Annotated in this window: 20 protein-coding genes and 1 pseudogene; 6 read left to right on the top strand and 15 right to left on the bottom strand. The window is 43.2% G+C overall.

What is annotated here, in order from left to right; genetic code table 11:
* Position 1 precedes the first annotated feature (1 nt).
* Positions 2-1,453 (top strand): annotated as a pseudogene (gene htpG, locus MusilaSJ_RS28010) (molecular chaperone HtpG); the annotation flags it as partial.
* Positions 1,454-1,680: 227 nt separating this feature from the next.
* Positions 1,681-2,196 carry a DUF4251 domain-containing protein gene (locus MusilaSJ_RS28005; RefSeq protein WP_274988037.1) on the top strand — a complete coding sequence of 172 codons (516 nt, stop codon included), beginning with the start codon at positions 1,681-1,683 and terminating at the stop codon, positions 2,194-2,196.
* 79 nt (positions 2,197-2,275) lie between these two features.
* Here MusilaSJ_RS28005 and eutC read toward each other — a convergent pair whose 3' ends face one another.
* The 14 genes from eutC to MusilaSJ_RS27935 all read right to left on the bottom strand — a co-directional run bounded on the left by eutC (position 2,276) and on the right by MusilaSJ_RS27935 (position 20,452).
* The gene (gene eutC / locus MusilaSJ_RS28000; protein ID WP_274988036.1) at positions 2,276-3,034 is read right to left on the bottom strand and encodes an ethanolamine ammonia-lyase subunit EutC; all 759 of its coding nucleotides are present in this window, start codon (positions 3,032-3,034) and stop codon (positions 2,276-2,278) included.
* Positions 3,035-3,279: 245 nt separating this feature from the next.
* Positions 3,280-4,647 carry an ethanolamine ammonia-lyase subunit EutB gene (locus MusilaSJ_RS27995; protein ID WP_274988035.1) on the bottom strand — a complete coding sequence of 456 codons (1,368 nt, stop codon included), beginning with the start codon at positions 4,645-4,647 and terminating at the stop codon, positions 3,280-3,282.
* 100 nt (positions 4,648-4,747) lie between these two features.
* Positions 4,748-6,100 carry an ethanolamine permease gene (eat, locus tag MusilaSJ_RS27990; RefSeq protein WP_274988034.1) on the bottom strand — a complete coding sequence of 451 codons (1,353 nt, stop codon included), beginning with the start codon at positions 6,098-6,100 and terminating at the stop codon, positions 4,748-4,750.
* Between the two features lie 266 nt (positions 6,101-6,366).
* Positions 6,367-7,296, bottom strand: a complete 930-nt coding sequence (locus MusilaSJ_RS27985; RefSeq protein ID WP_274988033.1) for a sugar phosphate isomerase/epimerase family protein — start codon at positions 7,294-7,296, stop codon at positions 6,367-6,369.
* A 590-nt stretch (positions 7,297-7,886) separates the two neighbouring features.
* Entirely contained in the window at positions 7,887-10,487 is a 2,601-nt protein-coding gene (locus MusilaSJ_RS27980) for an MGH1-like glycoside hydrolase domain-containing protein (protein ID WP_274988032.1), read from the bottom strand.
* A gap of 381 nt (positions 10,488-10,868) precedes the next feature.
* Positions 10,869-11,939, bottom strand: a complete 1,071-nt coding sequence (locus tag MusilaSJ_RS27975) for a dipeptidase (protein ID WP_274988031.1) — start codon at positions 11,937-11,939, stop codon at positions 10,869-10,871.
* A gap of 14 nt (positions 11,940-11,953) precedes the next feature.
* On the bottom strand, positions 11,954-13,066 hold the full coding sequence (locus MusilaSJ_RS27970; protein WP_274988030.1) for a D-TA family PLP-dependent enzyme: 1,113 nt from the start codon (positions 13,064-13,066) through the stop codon (positions 11,954-11,956).
* A gap of 124 nt (positions 13,067-13,190) precedes the next feature.
* Positions 13,191-13,655, bottom strand: coding sequence for a RidA family protein (locus MusilaSJ_RS27965; protein ID WP_274988029.1), 465 nt, complete (start codon positions 13,653-13,655; stop codon positions 13,191-13,193).
* Between the two features lie 239 nt (positions 13,656-13,894).
* Complete coding sequence (locus tag MusilaSJ_RS27960; RefSeq protein ID WP_274988028.1) at positions 13,895-14,971, bottom strand: hypothetical protein; 1,077 nt, start codon at positions 14,969-14,971, stop codon at positions 13,895-13,897.
* A gap of 89 nt (positions 14,972-15,060) precedes the next feature.
* On the bottom strand, positions 15,061-16,167 hold the full coding sequence (locus tag MusilaSJ_RS27955; RefSeq protein WP_274988027.1) for a hypothetical protein: 1,107 nt from the start codon (positions 16,165-16,167) through the stop codon (positions 15,061-15,063).
* Positions 16,168-16,274: 107 nt separating this feature from the next.
* A complete protein-coding gene (locus MusilaSJ_RS27950) occupies positions 16,275-17,093 on the bottom strand; it encodes a hypothetical protein (protein WP_274988026.1) in 819 nt (272 codons plus the stop codon).
* 29 nt (positions 17,094-17,122) lie between these two features.
* A complete protein-coding gene (locus MusilaSJ_RS27945) occupies positions 17,123-18,679 on the bottom strand; it encodes a vanadium-dependent haloperoxidase (protein WP_274988025.1) in 1,557 nt (518 codons plus the stop codon).
* A gap of 30 nt (positions 18,680-18,709) precedes the next feature.
* A complete protein-coding gene (locus MusilaSJ_RS27940; protein ID WP_274988024.1) occupies positions 18,710-19,633 on the bottom strand; it encodes a transporter in 924 nt (307 codons plus the stop codon).
* A 267-nt stretch (positions 19,634-19,900) separates the two neighbouring features.
* The gene (locus MusilaSJ_RS27935) at positions 19,901-20,452 is read right to left on the bottom strand and encodes a hypothetical protein (RefSeq protein WP_274988023.1); all 552 of its coding nucleotides are present in this window, start codon (positions 20,450-20,452) and stop codon (positions 19,901-19,903) included.
* Between the two features lie 164 nt (positions 20,453-20,616).
* Between MusilaSJ_RS27935 and MusilaSJ_RS27930 the strand changes: the two genes are divergently transcribed.
* The 4 genes from MusilaSJ_RS27930 (at position 20,617) to MusilaSJ_RS27915 (ending at position 23,976) form a co-directional block, all read left to right on the top strand.
* On the top strand, positions 20,617-21,177 hold the full coding sequence (locus tag MusilaSJ_RS27930; protein ID WP_274988022.1) for a YeeE/YedE family protein: 561 nt from the start codon (positions 20,617-20,619) through the stop codon (positions 21,175-21,177).
* A 1-nt stretch (position 21,178) separates the two neighbouring features.
* Positions 21,179-21,589 (top strand): DUF6691 family protein, encoded by a 411-nt coding sequence (locus MusilaSJ_RS27925; RefSeq protein WP_274988021.1) that lies wholly within the window; start codon positions 21,179-21,181, stop codon positions 21,587-21,589.
* A 60-nt stretch (positions 21,590-21,649) separates the two neighbouring features.
* Positions 21,650-22,237, top strand: a complete 588-nt coding sequence (locus MusilaSJ_RS27920) for a TlpA family protein disulfide reductase (protein WP_274988020.1) — start codon at positions 21,650-21,652, stop codon at positions 22,235-22,237.
* A 188-nt stretch (positions 22,238-22,425) separates the two neighbouring features.
* Entirely contained in the window at positions 22,426-23,976 is a 1,551-nt protein-coding gene (locus MusilaSJ_RS27915; RefSeq protein WP_274988019.1) for an alpha-N-arabinofuranosidase, read from the top strand.
* 311 nt (positions 23,977-24,287) lie between these two features.
* Here the strand turns inward: MusilaSJ_RS27915 and MusilaSJ_RS27910 are convergent, their stop codons facing one another.
* Complete coding sequence (locus MusilaSJ_RS27910) at positions 24,288-26,864, bottom strand: phosphoenolpyruvate carboxylase (protein ID WP_274988018.1); 2,577 nt, start codon at positions 26,862-26,864, stop codon at positions 24,288-24,290.
* Positions 26,865-26,976 lie beyond the last annotated feature (112 nt).

The raw sequence follows: 26,976 nt of genomic DNA, 5'->3' as shown, positions 1-26,976 counted from the left end.
TGAGCCTGCTTTCTGGGTATGCGACGGCAGTACCGAATTTGAAATTGGCGAAGGTATTTTAGAAGAGCGCGGTACTGAAATTACACTGTACATCAACGATGAATCGGCCGAGTTTTTAAGCCAATACAAACTACAGGAGATCCTTGATAAATATTGTAAATTTTTGCCGGTACCTATCAAATTCGGCACCAAAACCGAATCTGTTGAAGATGGCGTTGATGAAGAAGGTAAACCAAAATATACTTCAGTGGAGGTTGATAATATCATCAACACTACCAACCCTATCTGGACAAAAGCACCATCTGAATTAAAAGATGAAGATTATCTTGACTTTTACAAACAGCTTTATCCTTTCAGCGAAGACCCATTATTCTGGATCCACCTTAATGTTGATTATCCTTTCAACCTGACAGGTGTACTATACTTCCCTAAACTGAAAAACGATTTTGAATTCCAGAAAAACAAGATCAAATTATTCAGTCGCCAGGTATTTATTACCGACGAGGTAAAAGACATTGTTCCTGAATTTTTGATGCTGTTACATGGCGTTATCGATTCACCTGATATCCCGCTTAACGTATCACGCAGCTTTTTACAAGCCGATAGCAACGTTAAAAAGATCAACAGCTATATCACCAAAAAAGTAGCTGATAAATTGGCAGACCTTTTCAAAGCCGACCGCAAAGCTTACGAAGAAAAATGGACAGATATTGGCCTGTTTGTAAAATACGGCATGGTAAGCGAAGACAAGTTTTATGACAAAGCAAAAGACTTTGTTTTGGTTACCAACACCGAAAAACAAAACTTCACCCTGCCTGAGTATAAAGACAAGGTTGAAGCAAACCAAACAGATAAAGACGGGCAGTTGGTTTACATCTACACCAATGATCCGGCAAAACAGGATTCATTTATCCAATCGGCCAATAAAAAAGGCTATGATGTATTGGTGATGAACTCTCCTATCGACAATCACTTCATCAGCCAACTGGAACAAAAATTAGAGAAAACATCATTAAAACGTGTTGACGCTGATGTTGCTGATAAACTGATTAAAAAGGATGACGCGCTTGAAACTGTACTTACCGAAGAGCAAAGCACCCAGGTAAAAAGCATTTTCGATAAAGCCATCAACAGGCCAGCTTACAACGTTCAGATAGAAAGCCTTAACCCCGACGAGTTACCGGTTACTGTAACTATGGACGAGTTTATGCGCCGTATGAAAGATATGGCAGCTATGGGCGGTGGCATGAGCTTTTACGGCAACATGCCTGATAACTACAAAGTAATTGTAAACGGCAATCACAAACTGGTAAGCCGCATTTTACAGGAAGAAGATGAAACTGTACAAGCCCAGCTTTCAAAACAAGCTTTTGACTTAGCACTGTTATCACAAGGGTTATTGACTGGTGCCGATTTAACTGAATTTGTTAAACGTAGCGTTAGCCTGATATAATTTTCTCATGCGTCATGCCGAATTTATTTCGGCACCCCACATGCAAGGTTGTACGATTGTCTTTGCAACGTTAATATATGGTGAGATCCTGAAACAAGTTCAGGACGACTAAATTCTCTTAAAAGCCATCCAAAACGGGTGGCTTTTTTGTTTAAAAGATTGTTTAAATTTGAGTGTACTTAAACCTAAATAACTCTTTACCGTCTAACCACTTAAACATTTATATCATGAAAATCTTAAACAAAATAGCCCTTTTGGCTGCTTTCATATTTATTGGGGTTAACGTAAGCTTTGCCCAGACCAAAGCCGAGAAAAAAGCAGCAAAGCAGGCTGAAATTAAAAAGATGGTCGATGATCAAAACTTTGTATTTAAAGCAAACTACGCTTTGCCCATGCGGGGTGGCACAAGGCCGCTTACTTCTGATTATGATCTCACAGTAAATAAAGATACCATTGTATCGTTCTTGCCTTATTTTGGCAGGGCTTATGTAGCTCCACCTCCGGGAACAACAGATGGTGGTATTAAAGTAAATACTACAAAATTTACATATTCGTCAGTAAAAAAGGGAAGCGGATGGAATATCACGATCAAACCCAAAGAAAAAAACATAGCCGACTGGCGCGATGTTCAAACATTTAATCTGAGTATTTCGCAGGATGGATACGGCTCCCTGCAAGTGATCAGCAGTAACCGCGACCCAATATCATTCAATGGTTATGTGGAAGAGAGAAAAAGTAAATAGGAAAAGCCTAAGGCTCAAAGCAGCAAGAATTGGCCCGGAGCATAATGCTTTGGGCTTTTTGCTTTCAGCGTTTAGCTCATTAACCTTCAGCTATCAATCCCGCATTATCCTTCAGCTCCACTCCCGACAGTTTCCGTTTAAACGCTTCATTAATTAAATAAAAAATTTTCTTTGCTGCTTTTTTATAGGTTAAACCTTTGGGGCGGATATTAGAAACGCAGTTTCGTGATTCGTCTGTCAAACCGGGTTTGGGATTATAGGTAAGATATGCACCAAGACTATCCGCGGCACTTAGACCAGGGCGCTCACCAATCAAGATCAAAGAAAGTTTAGCCTTCAGGCCATACCCAATATCGTCGCCAATGGCTACCCTCCCCTGTTCAACCAGGCTTATTGGCGCAAGCTTTAAACCATTGGCAACCAACAAAGGAATCAGCGCATCAAGCAGGCCTACAGCGTTTTCATTTACAGCGGTTGCCGAAAGGCCGTCAACTATCATGATAGCTATATCACTTTTAGCGCTATAGTCGTTTAATTCGTTCAGCGAGGCATCGTTCAGCCTTCGTCCAAGGTCTGGCCGTTGCAGGTACTGCCGGCGGTCGGTTATCCGGCTATGCAAGTGTAAAACCGGCAGTTCAAAGTGCATCAGCGAGTTTGTTAGCTTAGCAAGATCAAGCTCAGAATATACGGCATCCCTTGCATGTGCATGCGCCAGCTTGAACTCAAGCGACTGCTTTAGCGGGATGCTTGTTCCCACGCGGCCAATAGCAATTCGCGCAGAAGTAAATTCCTGCAAAGCTTTTAGTGGCTCAATTTCCTGTGGGATGTTTCGTTTCATTTAATGGTTTACTTATGTCCTTGATATAGCAGCAACCTGTCACTCTGCCCTCGCTCGGCTCCAGCTGAATGACCATTATTCATAGGCCTCCGGCCTGTGTGCCATAAGAGCTTACGTCGGCCAGAGGCCGTGAGATAGCTGACACTCGGCCGGAGCCGAGCGACGGCAGAGGATGACACCGTATTTTTTATTTTTCGTCAGTTCAAAAAACTTTTTACCTTTCGCCTTTACCCTTTCGCCTTCAATCAAAAACCTCTCAACAACCCGTGTTCCGTAACAGGCAGCATATAACCTTTATCATCAACAATCCCCTGCTTTATCAACCAACCCTCAAACTCAGGAGCGGGTTTCAACCCCAATACTTTACGCAGGTAAAGGGCATCGTGAAACGAAGTTGACTGGTAATTAAGCATAATATCATCCGAGCCCGGAATACCCATCACGAAGTTACAACCCGCTACCCCAAGCAACGTAAGCAGGTTATCCATATCGTCCTGATCGGCTTCCGCATGATTGGTATAGCAAACGTCAACACCCATGGGCAGGCCTAAAAGTTTTCCGCAAAAATGATCTTCAAGCGCAGCACGGATGATCTGCTTGCCATCATACAAATATTCGGGGCCAATAAAACCAACTACCGTATTCACCAGCAAAGGATTAAACTTACGGGCGACGGCATAGGCCCGCACCTCGCAGGTTTGCTGATCAACACCGAAATTGGCATTGGCCGATAAGGCGCTACCCTGTCCGGTTTCAAAATACATTACATTATTACCAACAGTACCCCGCTTTAACGATAGTGTGGCCTGGTAAGCTTCCTCAATCAAGCTTAAATTAACCCCGAAACTGGCATTAGCTTTTTCCGTGCCTGCAATGGATTGAAAACATAGGTCGACAGGGGCGCCTTCGTTAACCAATTGTAATGTGGTAGTTATGTGGCTTAGTACGCAGGTTTGTGTAGGGATATCGAAACGGTGCCGTAACTCATTCATCAACGTCAATAAACTGCTCACCGCCGCCGGACTGTCAGTCGCCGGGTTAATGCCTATAACAGCATCCCCGCTGCCAAATAATAAGCCGTCGATGATGCTGGCCGCTACTCCCCGCGGATCATCAGTTGGATGATTGGGCTGTAAACGGGTACTAAAATGTCCCTTTAAGCCTATGGTATTACGAAAGCGGGTAACCACCTGGCATTTATTGGCCATAGCAATCAGGTCCTGGTTGCGCATCAGTTTGGATACTGCAGCAACCATTTCGGGTGTCAAGCCGGGAGCTATAGTTGTTAAAATAGCACAGTCGGTTTCGTCACTTAATAACCAATCACGTAATTCGCCAACGGTTAAATGGCCAATGTGACTAAAGGCAGCCTTATCATGATCGTCAATGATCAGGCGGGTAATTTCATCGTTCTCATAAGGGATTACCGCTTCATTTAAAAAGTTTTTAAGCGGCACATCGGCCAGGGTTATCTGCGCTGCCACTCGCTCCTCATACCCCACGGCACAAAGCCCGGCCAGTTCATCGCCCGAGCGGTAAGGTGACGCCTTGCCCAGCAATGCTTTCAGGTCGGGAAACTTATAAACCCGGTGATGTATGTTGTGGCGGTACATTTCTTTATATCATTATTTCACTGGTCATTGGGTCATTTTTTTCAATCATTATGTCATTGGTTCATTATTCAAAAAGCGAACAAGCAAATGATTTAGTGACTCAATGATTAATGACCTCCTCATCCATTGGTGCGCTCATCATATTTTCTGTTAAAGCCACTTTATGCTTGCCCATCACTATAAAAATCAGTAAAACAATTACTAATCCTCCCGCAAAAATGAGGCTCATATCTGGGTTAAAATAGATTGTTGCTATTAAACATATCACACAAATAACCAAAGCTATTGCCGGGAAAACCGGGTATACCGGGGCCAGGAAGGGCCGGCTTAAGCGCGGCTCCTTTTTGCGTAATATAAAGAGGCTCGTCATGCTCATGATGTACATTACGACCGCACCAAGCACCGAGAGCATGATGATCTGATCCGTCTTAAACTTATAAATGAAGATGGAGCTTACTATACCACTTACCACAAGCGCCCAATGTGGTGTCTTAAATCTGTGATTAATGTCCGCCAGCATCCGGGGCAAATAACCGCTGCGTGCCATGGCAAACACCTGCCGCGAAGAGGCGAGAATAATACCATGCAGCGACGCGATCAGTCCAAATAAACCTATACTCGCAAATATTTTGGTTAAACCGTTTCCTTTGCCCAATACTATCCCAATAGCCTCGGGCAAGGGGTAGTCTAAATGGCTTAGTTTGCGCCAGTCGGTAAGCCCACCGGTTATAACCATTACCCCCAACGCTAACACTACCAGCGTTATAATAGCCGATATATAACCACGGGGAATATTCCTTTTCGGGTTCTCCACCTCTTCGGCTACCATAGCTACGCCTTCAATAGCCAGGTAAAACCAAACTGCAAAAGGCAAAGCTGCAAATACGCCAGCCCAGCCAAAAGGCATTGGATTGGCAAGGTAGTTTACCATTTTAAAATGCGGCGACACAATCCCCAGGTAAAGCAGCAGCTCAATTACGGCAAGTACGGTAATGAACACCGAAAACGTCGCCGATTCCTTTACCCCAAGCATATTTAAAAGGATAAAAAGAATATTAAAGCCCATGGCGGCCTCTGTTATAGGGATAGCCGGGTATAAAAAGTGCAGGTAACTCCCTAAAGAAACTGCTACAGCGGGCGTAGCCACCAGGAAATCGACAAGGGTAGCGTAACCGGCAACTAAGCCACCAAACGGTCCCATCGCACGATATGCATAAGCAAAAGCGCCACCCGCGTGAGGTATGGAAGCGGTGAGTTCGGTATAGCTAAAAATAAATGTAATATACATTAAGGTGATAACCAGGGTGGCTATCAGCAAACCTATGGTGCCGGATACGGCCCATCCCAAATTCCACCCAAAATATTCGCCCGAAATAACCAACCCTACGGCTATAGCCCATAAATGGATAGGTTTTAAAACCCGTTTTAAATGTTCTGCAGATGTTTCCGCCATAAGCCGCCGTTATAAATAATGTTTTATCGCCTCAAATTACTCAACAGGCAGGTTAAATCAAAATTACGGCACATTATAGAATTGTTAAGCTATACTTTTTAAAAAAATACTATAAGTTCCGGCGTCTTCTTTTACAAAAAAAGCTCATAAACTATGATAAGAGGCAAACAACAATCGTTAGCAAACAAAACAGCCGATAAATTTGAATTTATCGGCTGTAATTTTGTTATAACAATTAATAGTTAGTTCAGCTGTACCAAAGTTATTTACACCATCAGCTTATCCTTCAAATACCCTATGCTGGCAGTTATACTGGCAAAGGCATCTTTTGGCATATCATGCTCTACAAAAAAGTGTTGCATACCGGCTGATTTTGCCGCCGCGAAAATCGGTTTAAAATCAATGGTACCACCTCCTACAGGTTGTATATTCTGTCGGCTTGCATCTAAATCTTTCACATGCCAAAGCGGGAAACGACCGGGATGTTCCTTAAACATTTCTACCGGATTTTTACCCGCTTTAACAGCCCAGGCCAAATCAAGCTCCATTTTTACATTGCTTGCATCAGTTTCACTCAATAGCAAGTCATAAGGCACTTTACCATCAACCGCGTGAAACTCCATATCGTGGTTATGATATGCAAACTGGATGCCTGCTTTTTTTGCAGCCTCCCCTGTTTTGTTCAACACCTCAATGGTCGATTTTATTTCTTCAAGCGTAGCGGTAGGCGAATTGGCGCAAACCAGGTATTGAACACCGCCTTCCGCAACCTCATCAATTACTTGCTGCATGTTATCACGCAGATTAAGCACAGGAGGCAATACCATCGGCTTACCATCTGCACCTGCAGGCATTTTTGCTCCCGGGGGCAGTTTAAACGGAGCGCCAAGAACATGGTGCGAGGTCCAGCTCATGCCCAGGTCGTTCACCATGACCTTAAATTCTTTAGGCTTCATACCATAATAGCCGCCTTTTTTACTAAAGGCAGATTCTAATTCCTTGTATCCAACAGCTGCAATTTTGCTCAGCGTGCCCTTTACATCTTCGTCAATAATGCCAAAAAAAGTAAACAACTGTAGCCCTACAGGATGGTGTTCCATGTTACTCAAAAAACTTGCCGCTTTACCCGATAAGGCCATGCCGCCAAGCACCAATGCACCGGTGCCTTTAATAAAATTTCTTCTGCTGTAAATCATGTTTGATAATGGTTAATAATTAACTGGTACAGTAAAGCTAATTAATTAATAATAAGCAAAGAAATTTTATTGTGTCTTTTTTACACAATAGTTTTATATAAAATCTAAAAGCTTAGTGCTGAAAGCTTAAGGCCGATAAATAGGTGGAATCAGTATTAGTTAATGTTATCTATAATCTTTGTTAATTAACTATCACATGGTATTATTTAGTTAACAAGCTGACGGGTTGCAGCAGAGGTGCAAAAGGTTTGTAGAAATAAATAGATGAACGTTAGGTGTGCCAGAGGTACGCGACCATTATGAGGATTTAGGTCGTTAAGACTCTACTTACAAAATGATATTTTTAAAACGATCTTTGCGCGTTGCCTTCGGCCGGGCTATCCGCTCATACGCCTGCAGGCATTACGCTCAGGGCTGGTATCCGCTCCTATCCCTAACGCATTCAAAATAAAAGCATTACCTGTTGAATTGACCCTGATCAAACAATTCCAGGTAATTGATTGTACAACGCCGACGGTATAATGGTTTTTATTTCTGTAAATTTAGGTTATCAGGTTAACATTTATAATAAAATACAGGGTTGTGAGCTTTTACTCCAAATACAAACAATTGGCTATCAACCCTGTCCAGCCGGTTTGATGTGCGGCACCTAAACCAAGACCTGTATCGCCATCAAAAAACTCGTAAAACAACACATGATCTTTAAAATGCGGATCAGTTTGCAGTTTTGGATTTTTACCGTAAACCGGTCGCTCACCATTTTCGTTTTTCATAAACAGTTTGGAAACCCGGGCATAAAGTTCGTTGGCTACCTCCTTCAGGTTCATAAAATTTCCCGATCCGGTTGGGCACTCTATTTTAAATTCATCGCCGTAAAACATATGAAAGCGGTGTAAACTATCAATGATCAGGTAATTGATCGGCATCCAGATAGGACCGCGCCAGTTACTGTTACCACCAAATAAACCGCTGTCACTCTCGCCAGGCACATAGGATATGCCAAATTCAACTCCATTTACCGAAACGTGATAAGGATGTTTAAGGTGATACTTTGAAAGTGAACGGATCCCGTAGTCGCTTAAAAACTCATTTTCATCCAACATGTATTTGAGCAATGATTTCATCCTGTAGCCGCGCAGCAAACTAATCAGGTGTTTACCGTTGCTTCCCTTCTCGTTCCAGCGCGAAACCAGCGATGCAAGATCAGGCCGGTTTTCGGCAAACCATTTCATGCGGTCTTTAAACACCGGGCTTTCCGTAATATCTTTTTCATCCAATACCTCGGTAGCAAACAGTGGAATCAGCCCTACGATGCTCCGTACCCGCATTTTAATAGAACCATCATCAGGGAAACGGATCTGATCATAAAAAAAGCCATCGTCATCATCCCAAAGCCCTTCATTATTCTCACCCAGGTTTGACATAGCTCCCACAATATAAATGAAATGCTCAAAAAATTTGGAAGCAATATCAGCGTAAGCTTTGTCGGTTTCGGTAAGCTCGGTGGCAATACGCAACAGGTTAAGCGAATACATGGCCATCAAACTGGTACCATCGGCCTGTTCCAAATGCTGCCCGGAGGGTAAATGCATATTACGGTCAAAAACACCAATATTATCCATCCCCAGGAAACCACCCTCAAAAATATTATTCCCCGATTGATCTTTACGGTTAACCCACCAGGTAAAATTCAGCATCAGCTTATGAAAAACCCGCTCCAGAAAATAGGTATCTCCCTTACCGTTATTGTTTTCTTTATCCGTTTTATAAACGTTCCACACCGCCATGGCATGTACCGGAGGGTTTACATCGCCAAAATCCCATTCATAGGCAGGCAACTGGCCGTTAGGATGCATATACCAGTCGCGGGTAAGCAAAATCAACTGATTTTTGGCAAAGGCCATATCAACAGTTGCCAGCGGCAGGCAGTGAAAAGCAAGGTCCCAGGCAGCAAACCAGGGATATTCCCATTTATCGGGCATCGAAATAATATCGCGGGTATTAAGATGCGCCCACTTACTGTTTCGGGCTTTTTGCCTTTGCGCGGGCGGGCGGGGCATCCCTTTATCGCCGCTAAGCCAATGGCGGATATCTGAATAGTAAAACTGCTTGTTCCATAACATACCCGCAAAAGCCTGTCGCTGAATAAGGCGGCGATCAGGATTCATAGTAGCGCCATGAATATCGTTATAAAACTGGTCGGCCTCTGTTTGGCGAACAGCAAAAACTTCGTCAAAATCCTCAAAACTATAATTTGCATCTTCAGACAGTCGCAAGCGTATGGTTACGCACTGCCTGGCCGGGATATTCAAATCGTAATTTATAGCTGCTTTGGTGCCCATGTTTTTAGGATTTACCGTATCGGCACCATGAATAATATAATCGTTTATACCATCCTTATAATATTTTCGGCCATCGTCATAATTATAAAGTCTGCGCGAGTTGGTTTCGTTATCACAAAACAGGAGTTGAGCTTCTCCTTCGGTATGCAGCCACATTTGTCCAAGGTCTTTATGAAAAATACTGATCACCTTATCCGCAGAAGCACAAAGATCTGGCTTGCGTGAATCATATCCCCAAGCCCAGGTATTACGGAACCATAACGTAGGCATTGCATTAAGCGGCGCGTCCTCTTCACCTCGGTTATGAATAGTTATTTTAATGAGGATATCTTCCTGTGCACTTTTAACATATTCGGTAAAAACATCAAAGTATTCGTTACGATCAAAGATCCCGGTATCCATGAGTTCAAACTCCGGATCCTGGCGGCCGCGTCGTTTGTTTTCATCAATCAGCCATTTGTACGGAAACTCGTTTTGCGGATATTTATACAACGCCTTCATGTATGAGTGCGTAGGTGTGCTATCTAAATAATAGTACATCTCTTTTACGTCCTCACCGTGGTTACCTTCGGGATTACTTAGGCCAAAATAGCGCTCTTTAATAATGGGGTCTTTTTTATTCCACAAGGCAATAGCGAAGCAAAGGTATTGCTGCCTGTCGCAGATACCGGCTATACCCTCCTCGCCCCAGCGGTAAGCTTTGCTGCGGGCCATATCATGGGTAATGTAGTTCCAGGCATCACCATTGGCACTGTAATCCTCGCGCACGGTGCCCCACTGGCGGTCACTTACATAAGGCCCCCACTTTCTCCAGCCTGTATCTTTTAACCTTGATTGTTCTGCGTTCATAGTATATTACACCACACCCAATTTAAGGTAAGCGTTTTGCAAAGTAGATTTAATTAGGTAAAAATACCGCAACGTACGATTTGTTTTTACTGTAATATGAAGAATAGGTGGGATTGGAGATTTAATTATTGATATCCTATCTCTTTCCTGGCCGAAGTTTAGCGATGGCGCAACTTCCCCCCAATTAATTAAGCTTTCAGCTTAACCTGTTAATAAGTCGGGGGCATAATGATGCGATATTTATCTTATAAGCTATATCCTGGAAGCAGAATGCTTACATCTTTTAGGACAAAGTTACGTCATCGCTAAAGTCGAGTAGTGTTAAACGGACGCGGCCTGTTCCGGAGAACTGCCTACTGCAAACTAAAAACGGCAAACTGATCAAGCCCAGGCATTCCTTAAAAACCTGAGCCAGTTGCCGTGCATCATATTTTGAATATCCTCATCAGTATAACCGCGTTTCTTTAACAGATCGGGCACTTTTTGCAGATCGGCAATGGTTTCAAGGTCATAAGGGCATTGCTCACGTCCGAAAGCGCCATCCAAATCAGTACCCATACCTACGTGCAGGGCATTACCGGCTATCTGGCAAATATGATCGATATGGTCAACCATAACTTCCATATTACAGTTCATACCTTTTGGGGTAGATACGCCCCTTACCCATCCGGGCACCATCATCCAGGCATCAAGGGCGGCGCCGATCACCGCGCCGCGGTCGATAAGGGCTTTTATCATCTCATCGCTGTACTGGCGGTTATGATTTACCAGTGCCCGGCAATTGTTATGACTTGCCCAAACGTGCCCGTTAAAATGATCAAGTGCTTCCCAAAAACTGTCATCGCAGAGATGGGTAGCATCTAAAATGATATTCAGCCGCTCCATTTCTTTAAGCAACTCATGACCTTTAGGTCCCATGTAACCGGTAGCATCAGTACCCTGAGCATACCTGCCGGGGCCATAATGCGCCGGACCAACAGCCCGCAAGCCATAATTATAAGCCTGTTCCAAATGTTTAACAGTCACTATAGAATCGGCACCTTCCAAACTTAAAATATAACCTATTGGCTTTTTTTCTGTTGGTGCACCATCATTCCAAAGTTCTAAATGTTTTCCAAGTGATGCGAGATCATTCACCTGCACCATTTCCCCGGCATCTTCCATGGCTTTGTACCAGGATATCTGCCCTTGCGTTTGTGCCCAGGCCTGTTCAGGCGAATGCCAGCCCGGTAAAGGGTTATCGGGAGCAACATAACGACCTATCTGTGTTGCTACTACAAGGCCGATATTGCCTTTGCGTAGTTCGGGTAAGGTAACAACTGCTTTGGCGCGGTCGGGTTTATCGGTTAAACCTTCCTCGCGTTGATTTACCTCGGCAAGGGGGCGCGTAAGATCGCGGTTCCACTCCAGGGCGTTCATGCTTAAATCTAAATGGGCGTCTACAACAAACATTGCTTAGGGGAAATTTAAATGGTGATCTTGCGGTCGCGGGCCTTGTTAAGCCACTCACCGCTTATATTTTCGTTCTCAATAGTATAAACGCGCTCGTACAGCGCAACAGTAGGGCAAACATGGTGCGGAATGCCATAAAGTACATCACCCACCTGATATTGGTGGTTAGCTCCCGCTTCAACTACCAGATGCTCTTCACTTTGGCTTACCGGGTAAAGCTCCGGCGCATTTAAAAAGTAAATACGTTTGCTTAGCTCATTCTCGGCAGATATCGACTTATGCCCCACATCCAAACAAAGCTTTGTTGGTCCGGGCAGGGAGATTACACGTGTAATAATCAGTGCAGCAGGCAAAAAATCCTGTTCGGGCATCTCCATTTGGTACCCTTTATCCCAGTAAACAAATGTACCGGGACTGCATTCAACATATTTACGCTTAGCATGGATAGGGAATGTTGGTGAGCCACCAGCCACTATGACCGGTTCGGGGTAGCCCTTGCTTTTTATAGTTTGCTGCAGTTTAAGTACAGGATCAAATGCAAAATTACACCTGTCTGCCCGTTTCTGAAGATCAACATCATGGATATGACCATCATAAGCATGTAAACCGACTGGGTTAATACCGGGAAGCACACCGCAATCCATATAAAGCTGCAGGGCTTCGAAACCTGGCATTATACCTGTGCGGTTCATGCCAACATTCAAATCCAGGTATACATCAATATTGGTCTTAAACCTTACCGCTTCATCGGAAATCTCCTTTGCTGATGTTGAATTATCAACCAAGCAGGAAAAATGTGTTTGGGGATAAGCATGGATCAGCCTGATAAAACGATGTAACTTAGGTCCTTCGGGCTGATAGGCCAGTAATACATCAGGAGCTTTGCTCATGGCCAGCAGTTCGGCCTCGGCAATGGTGGCACATTTGAACTTACAGATACCTGTATCCAATAACAAACCTGTAACCTCTGCATTTTTATAGGTTTTAACATGCGGGCGCAAACGGGTAACATCATCAATCATGCCGGTAAGCATGGCTATGTTTGTTTTAACCCTGTCGGGATAAACCACCAGTGCCGGCGTATCCAGCTTATTAATATCCTGTATATTATACCAGTTGGGCGTCATGGGTTTAATATTTTTTCATGTAGAGGCGCATAATTGCGACTCCGAACATCCAAAGCCGTCTGCATAGTGCCCTTGCAAAAGGGAGACGCAATTATGCGTCTCTACAGAATGGAAATTGTAGATTTTATTCTAATTCAAACAGGGCTTCAATCTCAACAGGGATATTATCAGGTAATGAGCCCATACCTACTGCGCTGCGTACGCCTATGCCGTTCTCCTCGCCCCAAATTTTGGCAAAAAGTTCGCTGGCGCCATTTATGATAAACGGGTGCTTTTCAAATTCGGGTGTGCAGTTAACCATGCCCAGCACTTTTATAACACGTTTTATCTTATTGAAACTACCGATGTTGGCTTTAATGGTAGCAAGCATAGTTAAACCAACCTGTTGTGCAGCGAGTTTGCCGTTCTCCTGGCTTACTGTTTCACCAATGCGGCCAATAATCAGTGACGCATCATCCTGTACCGGACCATGGCCCGACAGGTATAAATATTTGCCATCAACTAAACATGGTTTATAAACGCCAAGTGGTTTTGGTGCAGGCGGCAGGTTTAAACCCAACGCTGCAAAGTTTTCTTCGGGAGTGTTCATAAGCGTAAAACTATTGTTTTTCAGTAAAAAAGTATCATAAAAAATAATTTTACACGAATGCTGTCCGCTGGAGAGAATTTATTCGAATTACACGAATTACAGGTAATGCAAGCTATTATTTAATGCGTTTATACTATTCGTATAATTCGATTCAATTAGAAAAATTAGTGCCAATAAAATAAAAAAGCCGGGGATCTCACTCCCGGCTTCACCAAATCAACTAAGTAGTATATATAATCTCAAAATTTAAACGACACTCCAAAATTGATAGCATAATCGGCAAATGCCGCGTCGCCGATTACGTATTTACCGGTGGCTATCGAGTTTTCTTTATCAGTAACACTTTGTGTACGGTCGCGTTTCAGGGCAATGGGTACACTGGCAAAGATATTTACCCTTTTAAATGCATAGCTCAGAGAGGGCTCTGCAGAAATGATATAACCCGGACGGCGGAAAGCATCGCTTTTACCTATCAGGTCATGAACAGGGATCCCCTCAATACGGCCGCCAGCTGATATAGTGAACACATGCGCTATGGTATAATTAACACCTAAACGGGCCAGGTACTGATCGGGCACACTTGAAATAGCTTCGTTGGCCAGTGTTGAGCTCAAAGTTTCACGATAAGTGCGGGTGCCGTTGGTATTGCGCGGATTGCTCATATAATACAAGTTGGTATACCCGCTAAAGCCACTGCCAAAACCCAGATAACCGTTTGCTTCGGCAATGATACCCAAGCCTCCATCACCTAACTGGATGGACTGATCAACAGGGCGTTCGGAGGGAATAACATTGTAAAAATGTGATTTATAATTAAAATCGCCGGTAGGCAACTTGATACCTAAACCAACCTGGATATTGCCTTTGGTTTTACGACTATCAAACAACCACCTGTTAACAACGATGCGGGCATCGCCAATACCCTGCGAGTATGAATAACGGCGCTCTTTACCGCCGTGCTCATATAATGAAGAGCGGGTATTAACAAGATAAGGTACCCCAACAGATACTGACCAATATTGGTTAAAATTACGGGTAAGATTTAGATCAAAAGTATGCTGATGGTTGATCACCTCGTTACCTATTATCAGCCGCTGCTTCTGCTCGTCGCTGCCCTTAAAATGGCGAAACGATTTAAAATAACGCCATGAAGCGGTAAGCTCCCAACCTTTGTATGAAGTATCCTGCGTAGTATGTTCCATGTTACTGAACGGGCCATCGCCTTTAATGGCAACACAGCCTTGCGCGTGTACACCGGTATAGGTAAGCAGCAGGCATAACATTGTACAAAAAAGAAACTGTAATGTATGTTTCATAATATATTGTTTAAATGTAATTGCTAAAAGCAACAGTTAAATAAAGCCGGGGACTCAATCCCGGCTTTAAAATCAACAAAACCAATTTTCTATTTAATTCTAAAAGTTATCCCCACGTTAACGGCATAATCGGCAAATGCTGCATCGCCCTGTGCATAAACTCCTGTTAAGCTGGTTGTAATTTTATCCGGTACGCTTTGTGTACGGTCGCGTTTTAGCGCTACAGGTACAAAGGCATAAATGGAAAATGATTTAACGCGGTAAGTAACACCCGGCTCGGCAGAGATAATATATCCCGGCCTGCGGAAACCGTTACTACCACCTACCAGGTCATGCACCGGCAGGCATTCGTAACGTACCCCGGCCGAAAAATCAAACTTGCTGACGCCGTAGCTTGCACCTCCGCGGATCATGACCTGGTCGGGCACGCTCATAACATCGCTGCCGTTAGCAACCGCTTTGGCACTTGGTGTACCGCCACGGGCTGATGATACACCATTTTGCTCCCTTGGACTGATGAGATAGTAAAACCCGCCGTATAGGCCAAACCTGTGTGTAAAATTGTAATAAGTATTGATCTCTGTGGTGATACCCGTACCACCATCACCCAACTGAATAGACTGATCAACAGGGCCAAGCGTTTTACCATCGTTGGCAGCGGTATGGTAAAAATAATCCTGGTAATTGTAGTTTCCGGTTGGCAGCTTGATACCCAGGCCAACCTGTATATTGCCACGACGGGCCTTTGCAGGGTTTAACAACCAGGCATAGGCAGTTAAGCGAACATCACCCAAACCAAATGAATGTGTATTCAGTCGCTCTTTACCACCATGCTCATATAATGATGAGCGGCTGTTATCAACTATAGGTAAATCAACAGCAAACGACCACCGGTTATTGAATATGCGGGTTAAAGTAAGATCCTGTGTGTATGAATGGTTAATAACATTGGTTCCCAGCGCAATACGTTGTTTTTGTTCCTTAGTACCCACAAAGTGTTTGTAGGAGCGAAAGTAACGGTTATTGCTGTTTAACAACCAGCTGCCATTGTTGGAAACACTATCAGGATGTTCATCCATAGTGCATAAGCCGCCTGTGCTCCTAATAGCGACACAGCCTTGTGCATTTGCCTTGGCAAAGGTTGTAAATATGATGACCATTGTAACGCCAATAAATTTCAGTACCAGTTTTTTCATAGTGTTATTAAAAGTGTTTGTGTGCATTTGCAATTGTTTAGTTAATATGTGTACAAAGCAGGGTGATTTTTCACCCTGTTCAATAAGCTTTTTTATGTTTTGATGATTTAACTTGCTCTTAAATGTGATGTATGTTTAAAAGGCCAGAGAATATAACCAGCCGGTGCTTTTTTAACTGCAAGCCATAAGGCCAGCAGTACACCGTAGCTTCCGCCGCGTTCTATCCACTCAAACATTTCGTATTTTGGATAAAAGAGCTCACTGGATATTTTCCATATGATAAAAACGAGGAGTATATTTTTAAAAGGACGAATAAGCACTGTTAATGCGGCCAGCACTTCAAACAAGCCAACAAACTGAGCGGTCTTAGCCGGGTCGCCAAAACCAAGCGCATGGTATTGATTTAATAAACCTTGCTTTTGGATAAGATTAAGCCAGCCATGGCCTATTAGCAGCAAAAATGCAAATAACCTTAACCAGGTAATAACTTTAGCCAGGGTTTCGGCATTGATACTAACATTATCATCCATACGGGCAAGCCACTGTTTTTTACCTAAAGGGAACCACCCTCCCTGCACCAACAGTAAAGCAAACGGTGCACCGTAGTTGCCGGCACGTTCAATGAACTCGGCAAAAGGTTCGCCTGATAATGGGCGCATAGATGCTGTAGCCAGTCCCCAAACCACCAGCCATGCAGCTATGGCACGGGTTGGATAAACCAGCATCGAAACACCCATTAATATATCCACAATACCTACGTAAGGCATCAGTGTATAGGCCATTTCTTTACCTATGCCGAAAACACCAAAGTAGTTACACCAGATTTGTTTGGTGATAATACCGAAGCAACCGTGCCCTATAAAGCACATAGCTACCGCGAGCCGAAGCGTCTGATATATTTTCTGATCGTTTGTTAAGCTGCGCATTGATTATTCGTCCTCAATTCAACATCCTGTTATTTTGCGTCGGCGCCGTCGGTTTTACCCCTGTTAACCGCATATTGACCAACTTTATTGCCGGTTACCAAACCTACTTCGCAATCGCTCCGGTAGTGAATAGCTCCGTACAACCTCGACATAGCCGCCGCATGTGCCATATCTGTAAACTTAGTCCCCCTATCGGGCAGCAAATAAGTTAGTACAGTAGCCGCCGCGCCGCTGAAGTTAGAGTGACCTGATGTATAGGCCGGGAAATTTGGCACCCCTGTTAATGTTTTGATATTTGGGTTAGCTTGCGACGGGCGCTGGTTAAAGTAAAAATATTTAGTATCCCAACATACAATAGCGGCATCCATCTCGGCCATGTTCAACAAGGCAAAGTTACGTGCCCAGCGTATTTCGCTGTAGTTTTGTTTTACAAATTCATCGGCAGCAATAGCGTTCCAGTGACCTGTAGGCGTATAAGTACCGGCGCCATCGGCCCAGAAAGCAACCAGCTCTTCATGATCGCGGCTATGGTCTTTACTAAATGACAATACTTCTTCTGTTTCTTTTTTAAATTCGGCCGAATTTGTTGCGTACGGAGCCGGAGGCCTGATTGCAGCTACAGTAGTCGAATCGAACAAGAAAGGCGTAACTTTTGAAAACAATGGCAGCATCGGCGGCCTTTTGGGGGTTTCCAGGCTCACCCAAAATTGCTCGCCTTTTGCAGCAGTGATGGTTTCAAAGTTTTTCCAGATAGCGGGAGAACCGCCGGCTTTACCTGCACCGTCATTACGGGCGCGGGTAGCAAATATGGCAGCTACCTGCCTGCCTAACGATTCACCGGCTGCAAATTCGCCCCGGGTATTAGCTCCTGATGCCATCCTGTATAATCTTTCTTCATCAACCTTTTGCTGTATATAGGCTACATCCGCAGGAAATAATAACTTCATGATCTCAGATGTCGCACCGGATACTACCGCGTCCTCGCTCGGGTACGATGGCAGTTCAGATGCCGGGATCAGTGCTTTAACACCCGAATCGTTTTTATACGGTGCCGTACGTTTATAAACGTTTTTGAAGTGCCATGCAGCTACCAGCGCATCGTATTGTGCAGCACTTACATAGGCATAAGCACGTGCAGCATATGGCGGGTTCGAAAACGGAAACTCCGGGTAATTAAAAGGGTTGGCCGAGTTTGGTGCCGGATAAGTACCATCAGGGTTTTGGTATGGCGGTATATTATGTTTGGCCACCAGTTCGCGCAAGATCTCATTCCATCTTAATACAGAACCCGCACTCCAGTATTGGATTTTTGACTGCTGATCGCTGGTTAGATTTTTCTGTAATCCTTTGATCTCGTTCAGATCGGCCACATAGGCCGGCGATGTAACTGCATCAGGCGCGCCTACGTTCAACACGCTAAAATCTGTAACCAGCACCGGTTTCCAGGTATCGGCAGTAAGGTCAAGGCTTGAGGGTTTAAGCGCCGGGTATAACGAAGTGCGGTCTAAAATATCTTTCCGGCACGAACTAAATGTTGCCGCAGCCAACGCTGTAATTGTAAATATATTGAGTATCGTTTTTTTCATTTCATTGATCATTGATTGTCCAACCGCTAATTACTTCTCCTTTTTGGTGCTAAACACATAGTATACACCAGCAAACCCCGACCGGGTTTGGCCTACATTCCGTCCGTTTAAAACATAGTTACCACCCGCAGTAAACTCAAGCCCGCTAATAGACTGGAAACTGTATTTAAGTATTAAACCAACAGCGGTGCTATTCATGCGGTTACTTGGAAAAGGCATATCGTTTTTACGGATATCAAAGCCGCTTGTGCTTGTAATTTTAGTAAATGTAGCTTCGGCATTAAACTTAAGGCTGCGGTAACCGCTGCTAAACATAAAGTTGGTAGCATTTGGTAACTGCACCTCATTGGTGTAATGCATTTCGGTAGTGTAGTATGAATTTCTATCGATAGTAATATTATCGCGGCGAATGTACTGACCTGAGCCTGCCACAAAGAACCTGCCTGTTTGATAGTTAAGCAAGGCGCGTAAGGCCACGCTTTTGCTATGCAAACCTACAGATAAAGGTAAAAAATCGGCTTGATAATTGGCTAAAGGCAATGAACCCGTAGCTATAGCATGAACGCTGAACAAACCACTGCCTATTTCCTCTTTTACGGCCATCCATTTAAATGAAACCATAAGGTCCTGAAATGACTTTTCGCCTCTTAAAGTACCGGCCGAAGCTTTAGTAGTTACATAAGGCACCATGAATAGCAGGTTGATCCGGTTTGAAAGGCCATAATTACCACCCAGGCTGTAAACATTTGTGCTTACGGTGCCTAAGTTTTGATTATCCCTTTTAAATGTACCTTCCCAGTAATGGTCCCAACTCCCATGGGTGTACACTGCGGCAGCACAAAAATAATTTTTAGGGATCATCAACGCATCAGCATCGGTTTGGGCCTTGGCACATTGCGCAACAGCCAATAAAAAAGAAACTACAATACAACATCTGTAAAAATACAGCGACATAAATTTCATTACGTTTAAATAAAGGGTATAAAAAAAATGGTAAAACAAAAGCCGGATCAACATTATCAACTGAAATCGCTTAACCACCGATTGTTGATAATATCTCAGCATTAAGGAGCATGATCAAAGCCGTAAAAAAAAGAAGCTATTGTCCCTAAATAGGGCGCACAGACAATGTGCAGTCCAAAAAGCCAAATGATAAAAACGGTTTGTATCCTTAAAATACAGGCACACAAATCAATTTAACTCATAATTTACAGGCAATAATCAGCAGGCAGAGTTTGGCGGTTTGCCGGGCGACTCGATGAAGGGTGAATTTACATGGTAGGCTATAGGGCGTGGTTTTACCTTTAATGTCCTTCCGTAAGATAAGAATTGGTAATGCATAACCTGGAAGCTGTATTCGCCCCCGGCGTTTATCTTTTTTTGCGATGAATCATGTGTCTTTTTACTTAAGGGCACATCGCTTATTTCTTTGGCAATAATGAGGTTTGCATTAACCAAACGGGTTTTAACACTATTAGCTATGCAAATAAATGACATGGTATCCTGTGTAACTTTATACCGCAGGTAGTTGTAATAAACCCCTTTTAACTGTAGTTGCCCCTGATCGCGGACATAGCCATTCCAACTGTGGATTTTTGGAAGATGTACAGGGATCTTGATCTCGACAAGTTTGGTAGCGTCAACCTTATTTTCATAGATCTCCTTAACAATTTGTACTTCGGACCGGTGAATAAAATACTCAAATACTAAACTATATCCGCCCAAATTGAACAGATGCACGTTTAATAAGAGTATCGCTATAAGCCTTTTCACCAAAAGAAATTTTGTCAGGGTATATAATTGCCAGTAAATATATGTAACAATATTGTTAAAACAAATAAAAAGTAAAATTGTACAGATTACAATTAAGCGACGGTATCATTAAGATTTTGCCAAATTACATTCGGTATATTTGCGGGATAATCAACCTGTAAACTATGGATCTGATAACTCAACCCTGGCCCTGGTATGTAGCCGGTCCGCTGATAGGCTTTGTTGTGCCTGCCCTCCTTATTATCGGGAGTAAAACTTTTGGTATCTCATCGTCACTCAGGCACATTTGCGCGGCGTGTATGCCGGCTAATATTTCATTTTTTAAGTACGACTGGAAAAAAGAAAGCTGGAACCTATTTTTTGTTGCCGGCATCGTTTTGGGCGGGTTCATAGCCGCACAATTTTTATCAGCTAATCACCCGGTTGATATTAATCCGCAAACCCACACTGTGCTACAGCAGCAGGGCATTAGAGATTTTAATGGTTTACTACCAAAGGATGTTTTCAGTTTTGATCAACTCCTCACTTTAAGAGGTTTTATTTTTATGGTGATCGGTGGCTTTTTGGTAGGCTTTGGCACCAGGTATGCGGGCGGCTGCACATCGGGACATGCCATTATGGGGATCTCCAACCTACAATGGCCATCCCTTGTGGCTACCTGCTGTTTTATGGCAGGCGGCTTTATCATGACCTGGTTTATTTTACCCTACCTATTACATTTATAATATGCGCAATATCAAATACCTGTTTGCAGGCCTCCTTTTTGGCATAGTACTGGTAAAATCGGAGGTGATCTCCTGGTTCAGGATCCAGGAAATGTTCAGGCTGCAATCGTTTCATATGTATGGTATCATTGGCAGCGCTATTATTGTAGGGATGATCTCTGTTATGATCATTAAACGTTTTAAGATCAAAACCCTTACCGGCGATGCCATTGTTATTCCCGACAAAAAATTTAACTGGGGCAATGTATATGGCGGGTTGATATTTGGTTTAGGCTGGGCAATTACAGGTGCCTGCCCCGGTCCGCTGTTTGCGCAGATTGGAAGCGGCTTTTTGGTTACTTCAGTTACGCTTTTAAGCGCTATTTTGGGGACATGGGTTTATGGCTTGCTCAGAGAAAAATTACCACATTAAATTAATTTCATGCAAAGGCGCGAAGGAGCAAAGTATTTACAGACCCGTAAATATCACTTTATGATCCAACAAAAAAAGATCTCGGTTTCAAATATCTTCAGCATCCTCATTATGGCATTGGCGTTATTGGTAATTTTTAACCCAAATGCAAAAGGTTATCTAATCAGGGGCCTCATGTCGCTGGGTTTTTTCCAGCCCGATCCCGGAGGGTACGCTAAGCATCACGAAAATGTTGCCAATGTACCGGATATTCAGTTTAAAGATGCAGGCGGTAATACCATATCGTTAGGCACCTTAAAATCTAAATTGGTATTTATAAACTATTGGGCTACCTGGTGCCCTCCCTGCATCGCAGAAATGCCTAAGGTAAATGAACTCTACAAAAAATTCAGGAACGATCCAAAAGTAGCCTTTCTTTTGGTTGATGTAGATAACGATCTGCCTAAAGCCAAAGCTTTTATGCTTAAAAACAGGTACGACTTACCTATATATATACAAGAGAGCAATGTACCCGGCACTTTATTAGATGGAACGATCCCTACTACCCTCGTGTTTGATAAAGAGGGCAAGCTTATTTATAAACACTCCGGCGCGGCAGATTATAGCAGTGAAAAGTTTGAAGAGTTTATAAGGCAGAACCTTGATTAGCTTGATTAAAGGATTTCCTGATCATGCTGATCTTGCAGGTCAACCACCGGTTTTCATTCCAACATACTTATAATTCAAGGTAATCGATTAATCAAGCTAATCATGGTTAATATTTTTTATTGTTCTTTTAACACTTATTAACAATTTTTTTCTTTTCTTTACTGTACAATTAGTAAACTTAAGTTTTAATGAAAAAGAACCCGTTTTTACAACTCGGCGTTATCGCTTTGTCTTTATTGAGCTCGGCATCCTTCGGGCAAACAGGTACACTTAATATCAGTACCGATTCAAAAACAACCATTAGCAAGCACATTTACGGCCAGTTTGCCGAGCACCTCGGTCATGGCATTTATGGAGGTTTCTGGGTTGATAAAACCCTCCCTGTAAAAAAGCAGGACCGCATCAGGCTTGATATTGTTGATGCCCTTAAAAAGATAAAGATCCCTAACCTTCGCTGGCCCGGCGGGTGCTTTGCCGACGAGTATCACTGGCGCGATGGCATCGGCCCTGCAACTGCACGCCCGCGTATGGTAAATACCAACTGGGGTGGTATTACCGAAGATAACAGCTTTGGCACACATGAGTTCCTGGAACTTTGCGACTTGCTGGGTTGTGAGCCTTACATAGCTGGTAACGTAGGCAGCGGTACGGTTGATGAAATGTCGAAGTGGATTGAATACTTAAACTCAAACAGCAGCAGTACTGTAGTGCAACTGCGTAAAAAGAACGGACATCCGGCCCCCTACAAAGTAACTTATTGGGGTGTTGGCAATGAGAGCTGGGGATGTGGCGGCAATATGACACCTGAATATTACTCCGACCTGTTTAAACGCTATGCATCATTTGCCAAGGATTACCCAGGTGCTAAACTGAAAAAAATAGCCAGCGGACCAAACTCTGATGATTACCGCTGGACAGAAGTTTGTATGAAAAACATCTCGAGCGGTATGATGGCAGGTTTATCGTTGCATTATTATACCATACCAACAGGTAATTGGGGCAAAAAAGGTTCGGCAACTAACTTTGACGAAAAAGAATACTTCAGCACTATGGTAAACTGCCTTAAAATGGAGGAGTTGGTTACCAAACATTCGGCCATTATGGACAAATATGACCCGGAAAAAAAGGTGGCCCTCGTTGTTGATGAGTGGGGCGTTTGGACTGATCCTGAGCCAGGAACAAACCCCGGTTTTCTTTATCAACAAAACAGCTTGCGCGATGCTTTAATAGCGGGCACAACGCTAAACATATTCAACAACCACAGCGACCGTGTAAAAATGGCTGCACTTGCCCAAACCATCAATGTACTACAGGCATTGATATTAACTGATAAAGAAAAAATGGTGCTTACCCCTACTTACCACGTGTTTGATATGTATAAGGTGCACCAGGATGCCAAATACCTGCCCATTAAGTTGAGCGTGCCTGATTATGAAGTCGATGGCAAAAAAATTGAAGCTGTAAATGCATCTGCTTCGCAGGATGCGGCCGGCAAGGTACACATCTCATTAGTTAACCTTGATCCGCACAATACTATTACCATTACAACCGGCCTTAGCGATATAAAATGGCAAACCGTTAGCGGCCAGGTATTAACCTCGGCTAAGTTAACTGATGTTAATACATTTAAAGATGCCGATAAAATCCACCTGAACACTTTTACCGGAGCTAAAAAAGACGGTGACAAACTGGTAGTAAGTCTGCCTGCAAAATCAATCGTAACACTCGAATTGAAATAAAATCCTTTCCCCTAAATACAAAAGAGGCTGCATCAGATACAAATGATGCGGTCTTTTTTTTATTACATATAAAACAATTGAACAAACACGAATAATCAACCTATTAGTTTTAAGCTTTACGTATTCTGCTTTTAACTTTATAATGCCTCCCGGTTTTTTCTTAAAGTTTGAGGGCAGAGGCTTTTCAGATCAAATGTCAAAACCTTTGAAAAGTTTTGACACAGCTCATCATGATCATATAATTAAATCAAAAAAAATCCACCTGCTATTGCTAACAGGTGGATGGAGATATAAATTAAAACAATAAACTCTTAAGCCAAATTGCGCCCGGCATTTACAATACCATAAACCGTACGGATCACCAATTTATTATAAACATCATTAAGCTCGGTATCCTTTTCATAATTGATACATTGCAGGGCATAGTGCTGAATGATCACCAGCGGTAACACAATTTTTTCGCGAATAGCGATAGAACGACGTTCAACCGGATATTCTTCCATTAGTACGGTGCTGCCGGTTAGTTCGAGAAGCATTTCGCGGGTAAGAATAAACTCATCGCGAAGCATTTTCCAGAAGGCGCCAAATTTTTCATCCTGTTCCAGGTACGCTGTAACCCTAAAGTCTGACTTCGACATCGACATCATACAGTTATCCAGCATGGTTTTAAAGAAACCTGATGTTTGGTAAAGCTCTTTGATCTCGTCCCAGCCGCCGGTTTCTTTAACCTGTTTAAGTGCTGTACCCACACCATAAAAACCGGGGATGCTTTGTTTAAGCTGGCTCCATGAAGTTACAAAGCTGATAGCCCTAAGGTCTTCCAGTTTCAATTGAGCCCCTGCGTTACGTTTGGTTGGGCGGCTGCTGATATTAATCCTCGACAATAATTTCAGCGGACTAAATTTTTCGAGGTATTCAACAAACAACGGATGTGCGCGCAGATCGATAAACAGCTTGTAGCTTATGTCGGCCATTTGCTGAATAAGCTCTTTATGACGATTATCCAGCAGATCGTTACGGTTAGGGTGCAATGCAGAGATAATACCTGCATTGATTAACTGCTCCATATTAAATTGGGCAGTTTCAACCGAACCATATTGTGAACTAACGGTTTGCCCCTGTATAGTTAACTGGATATGCTCGTTAGCAATCTCTTTACCCATCGACGCATAGAAACGATGTGTTTTACCACCACCGCGGGCAGGCGGTCCTCCCCTGCCATCAAAAAACGCCAGTTGGATGCCGTATTTGCGGGCCATCGCGGTAAGTTCAACTTTAGCTTTATATATCGACCAGTTAGCCATCAGGTAACCGCCATCCTTAGTACTATCCGAAAAACCAAGCATAATAGTTTGCTGGCTACCCCTGTTTTTCAGGTGCTCGGCATAAAACGGATGGGTATATAATTGCTCCATGATGCCTGCAGCATGTTCCAGGTCGTTCACGGTTTCAAACAGCGGCATAAAATCAATACTTAAGCTGTCTTTTTTCCACCCGCTCCATAAAAACAGGTTAATCAACTGCAAAATATCCGAAGCGCGCTGACAGTTACTGATGATGAAGCGCTGGCAGGCCCTTTCACCATTACCCTGTTGAATTTGCTTAACCAACCTGATGGTATCCAGTGTATCGTGGATCATAGCATCTTTTTCCTCTTTAGGGCAAACAAAATCGGCCTCTTTAAAGGTGATGCTCTTTATTTTGTCTTCCTCGCTTAGTTCCGAATAACCTTCTGCTACACCTGTGTCAATATTTTTGGTTCCATATTCAAACACCTTACGTAAAATACGGCTGTCCTGCCTGATATCAAGTGTTGCAAAATAGCATCCAAAAAGGCGTACCTTCTGGATCATATCTTCAACAATATTTACGAACAAGCCATCGTGATCTCTAAGGATGACTTCTTTTATGGAAAGCAGCAGCTCCAGTAGTTCGCCTTGAAGATCAACCGGGGTTAACTGTTCGTTAGCGTTTTTATAAAACAGCGTTTCCAGTTTAGTCATGGCCTCTTCAACACCACGAAAAGTGATTCGGCGTTTAAGTACCCTGAAATCGCGGTAGTAACACCTGAACAGGCGCTGCCTTAAAAAGCTGGCAACTTCTTTAGTGGTTTGGGTTGTTACGTTAGGGTTACCGTCACGGTCGCCACCCGGCCAAAAACCAAGCTCCAATATCTGACGGCTTGCAGCGTCAATGTCAAACTCTTCTTCCAGTTTTGATTGGATGCCAGATACGGCATGATAAAATATATTTTCCAGGAACCAGGAAAGGCTGATAGCCTCATCAACGGGTGTCGGCGATGTTTTATTAAAGAATGGCGTTTTACCTAATTGCTGCAGCAATACATCAATGTTATTGATATCGTTGGTTTTTACAGCTTCAATTAAATCCGTCATGATGCCAAGCACCGTACCGGGATAAAACTGTGTAGGGTGAGCAGTAAGCACCAGACGTAATGAAAAATCTTTTAATTTTTCACTGATATCCTGCCGGCTTTCATCACTGATGGCTGCATGCTGCAATAAGCTTTGCAGGGTACCGCTGTCATCAAACTTACCTATTTTATTAAAGGAAGAATCTTCAATGGCATCAAATAAAACCACCTGCCGTTCAATGTACTGAATAAATCTGAACATGCGGTTAATCTGCTCGCGATGATCGATATCCGGTACATACTTTTCAAAAAACGACTCGATAATATCTGTCGGCGAATCATGGGTGATAGCGCCCTTTTCGCAATGCGAACTGAAGAACGGTAATAAGATCCCTGTATCCTTTACCTGGTAAAACGGAAGTGTTTGAAACAAACTGTTATATAACTCAAATCGGGTAACAACTTCATTATTGAAAGCTGCTTCTCTTTGGTTGAGTTTTAACGTTGGCGACATAGTAAAAAATTAAATTGAGGTAAAATTGATTGGTTTAGCTTTTGGCCTTTTCCGGGGGGTGAATTTACTGATCTTTAATTTAATTTCATCAAAAAGTAAATATTTATTAACA

The sequence above is a fragment of the Mucilaginibacter sp. SJ genome (genome assembly GCF_028993635.1).
Taxonomy (GTDB): Bacteria; Bacteroidota; Bacteroidia; order Sphingobacteriales; family Sphingobacteriaceae; genus Mucilaginibacter.
Note: the sequence above shows the minus strand (reverse complement) of the source record. Positions and strands in the feature narration are given on the sequence as shown.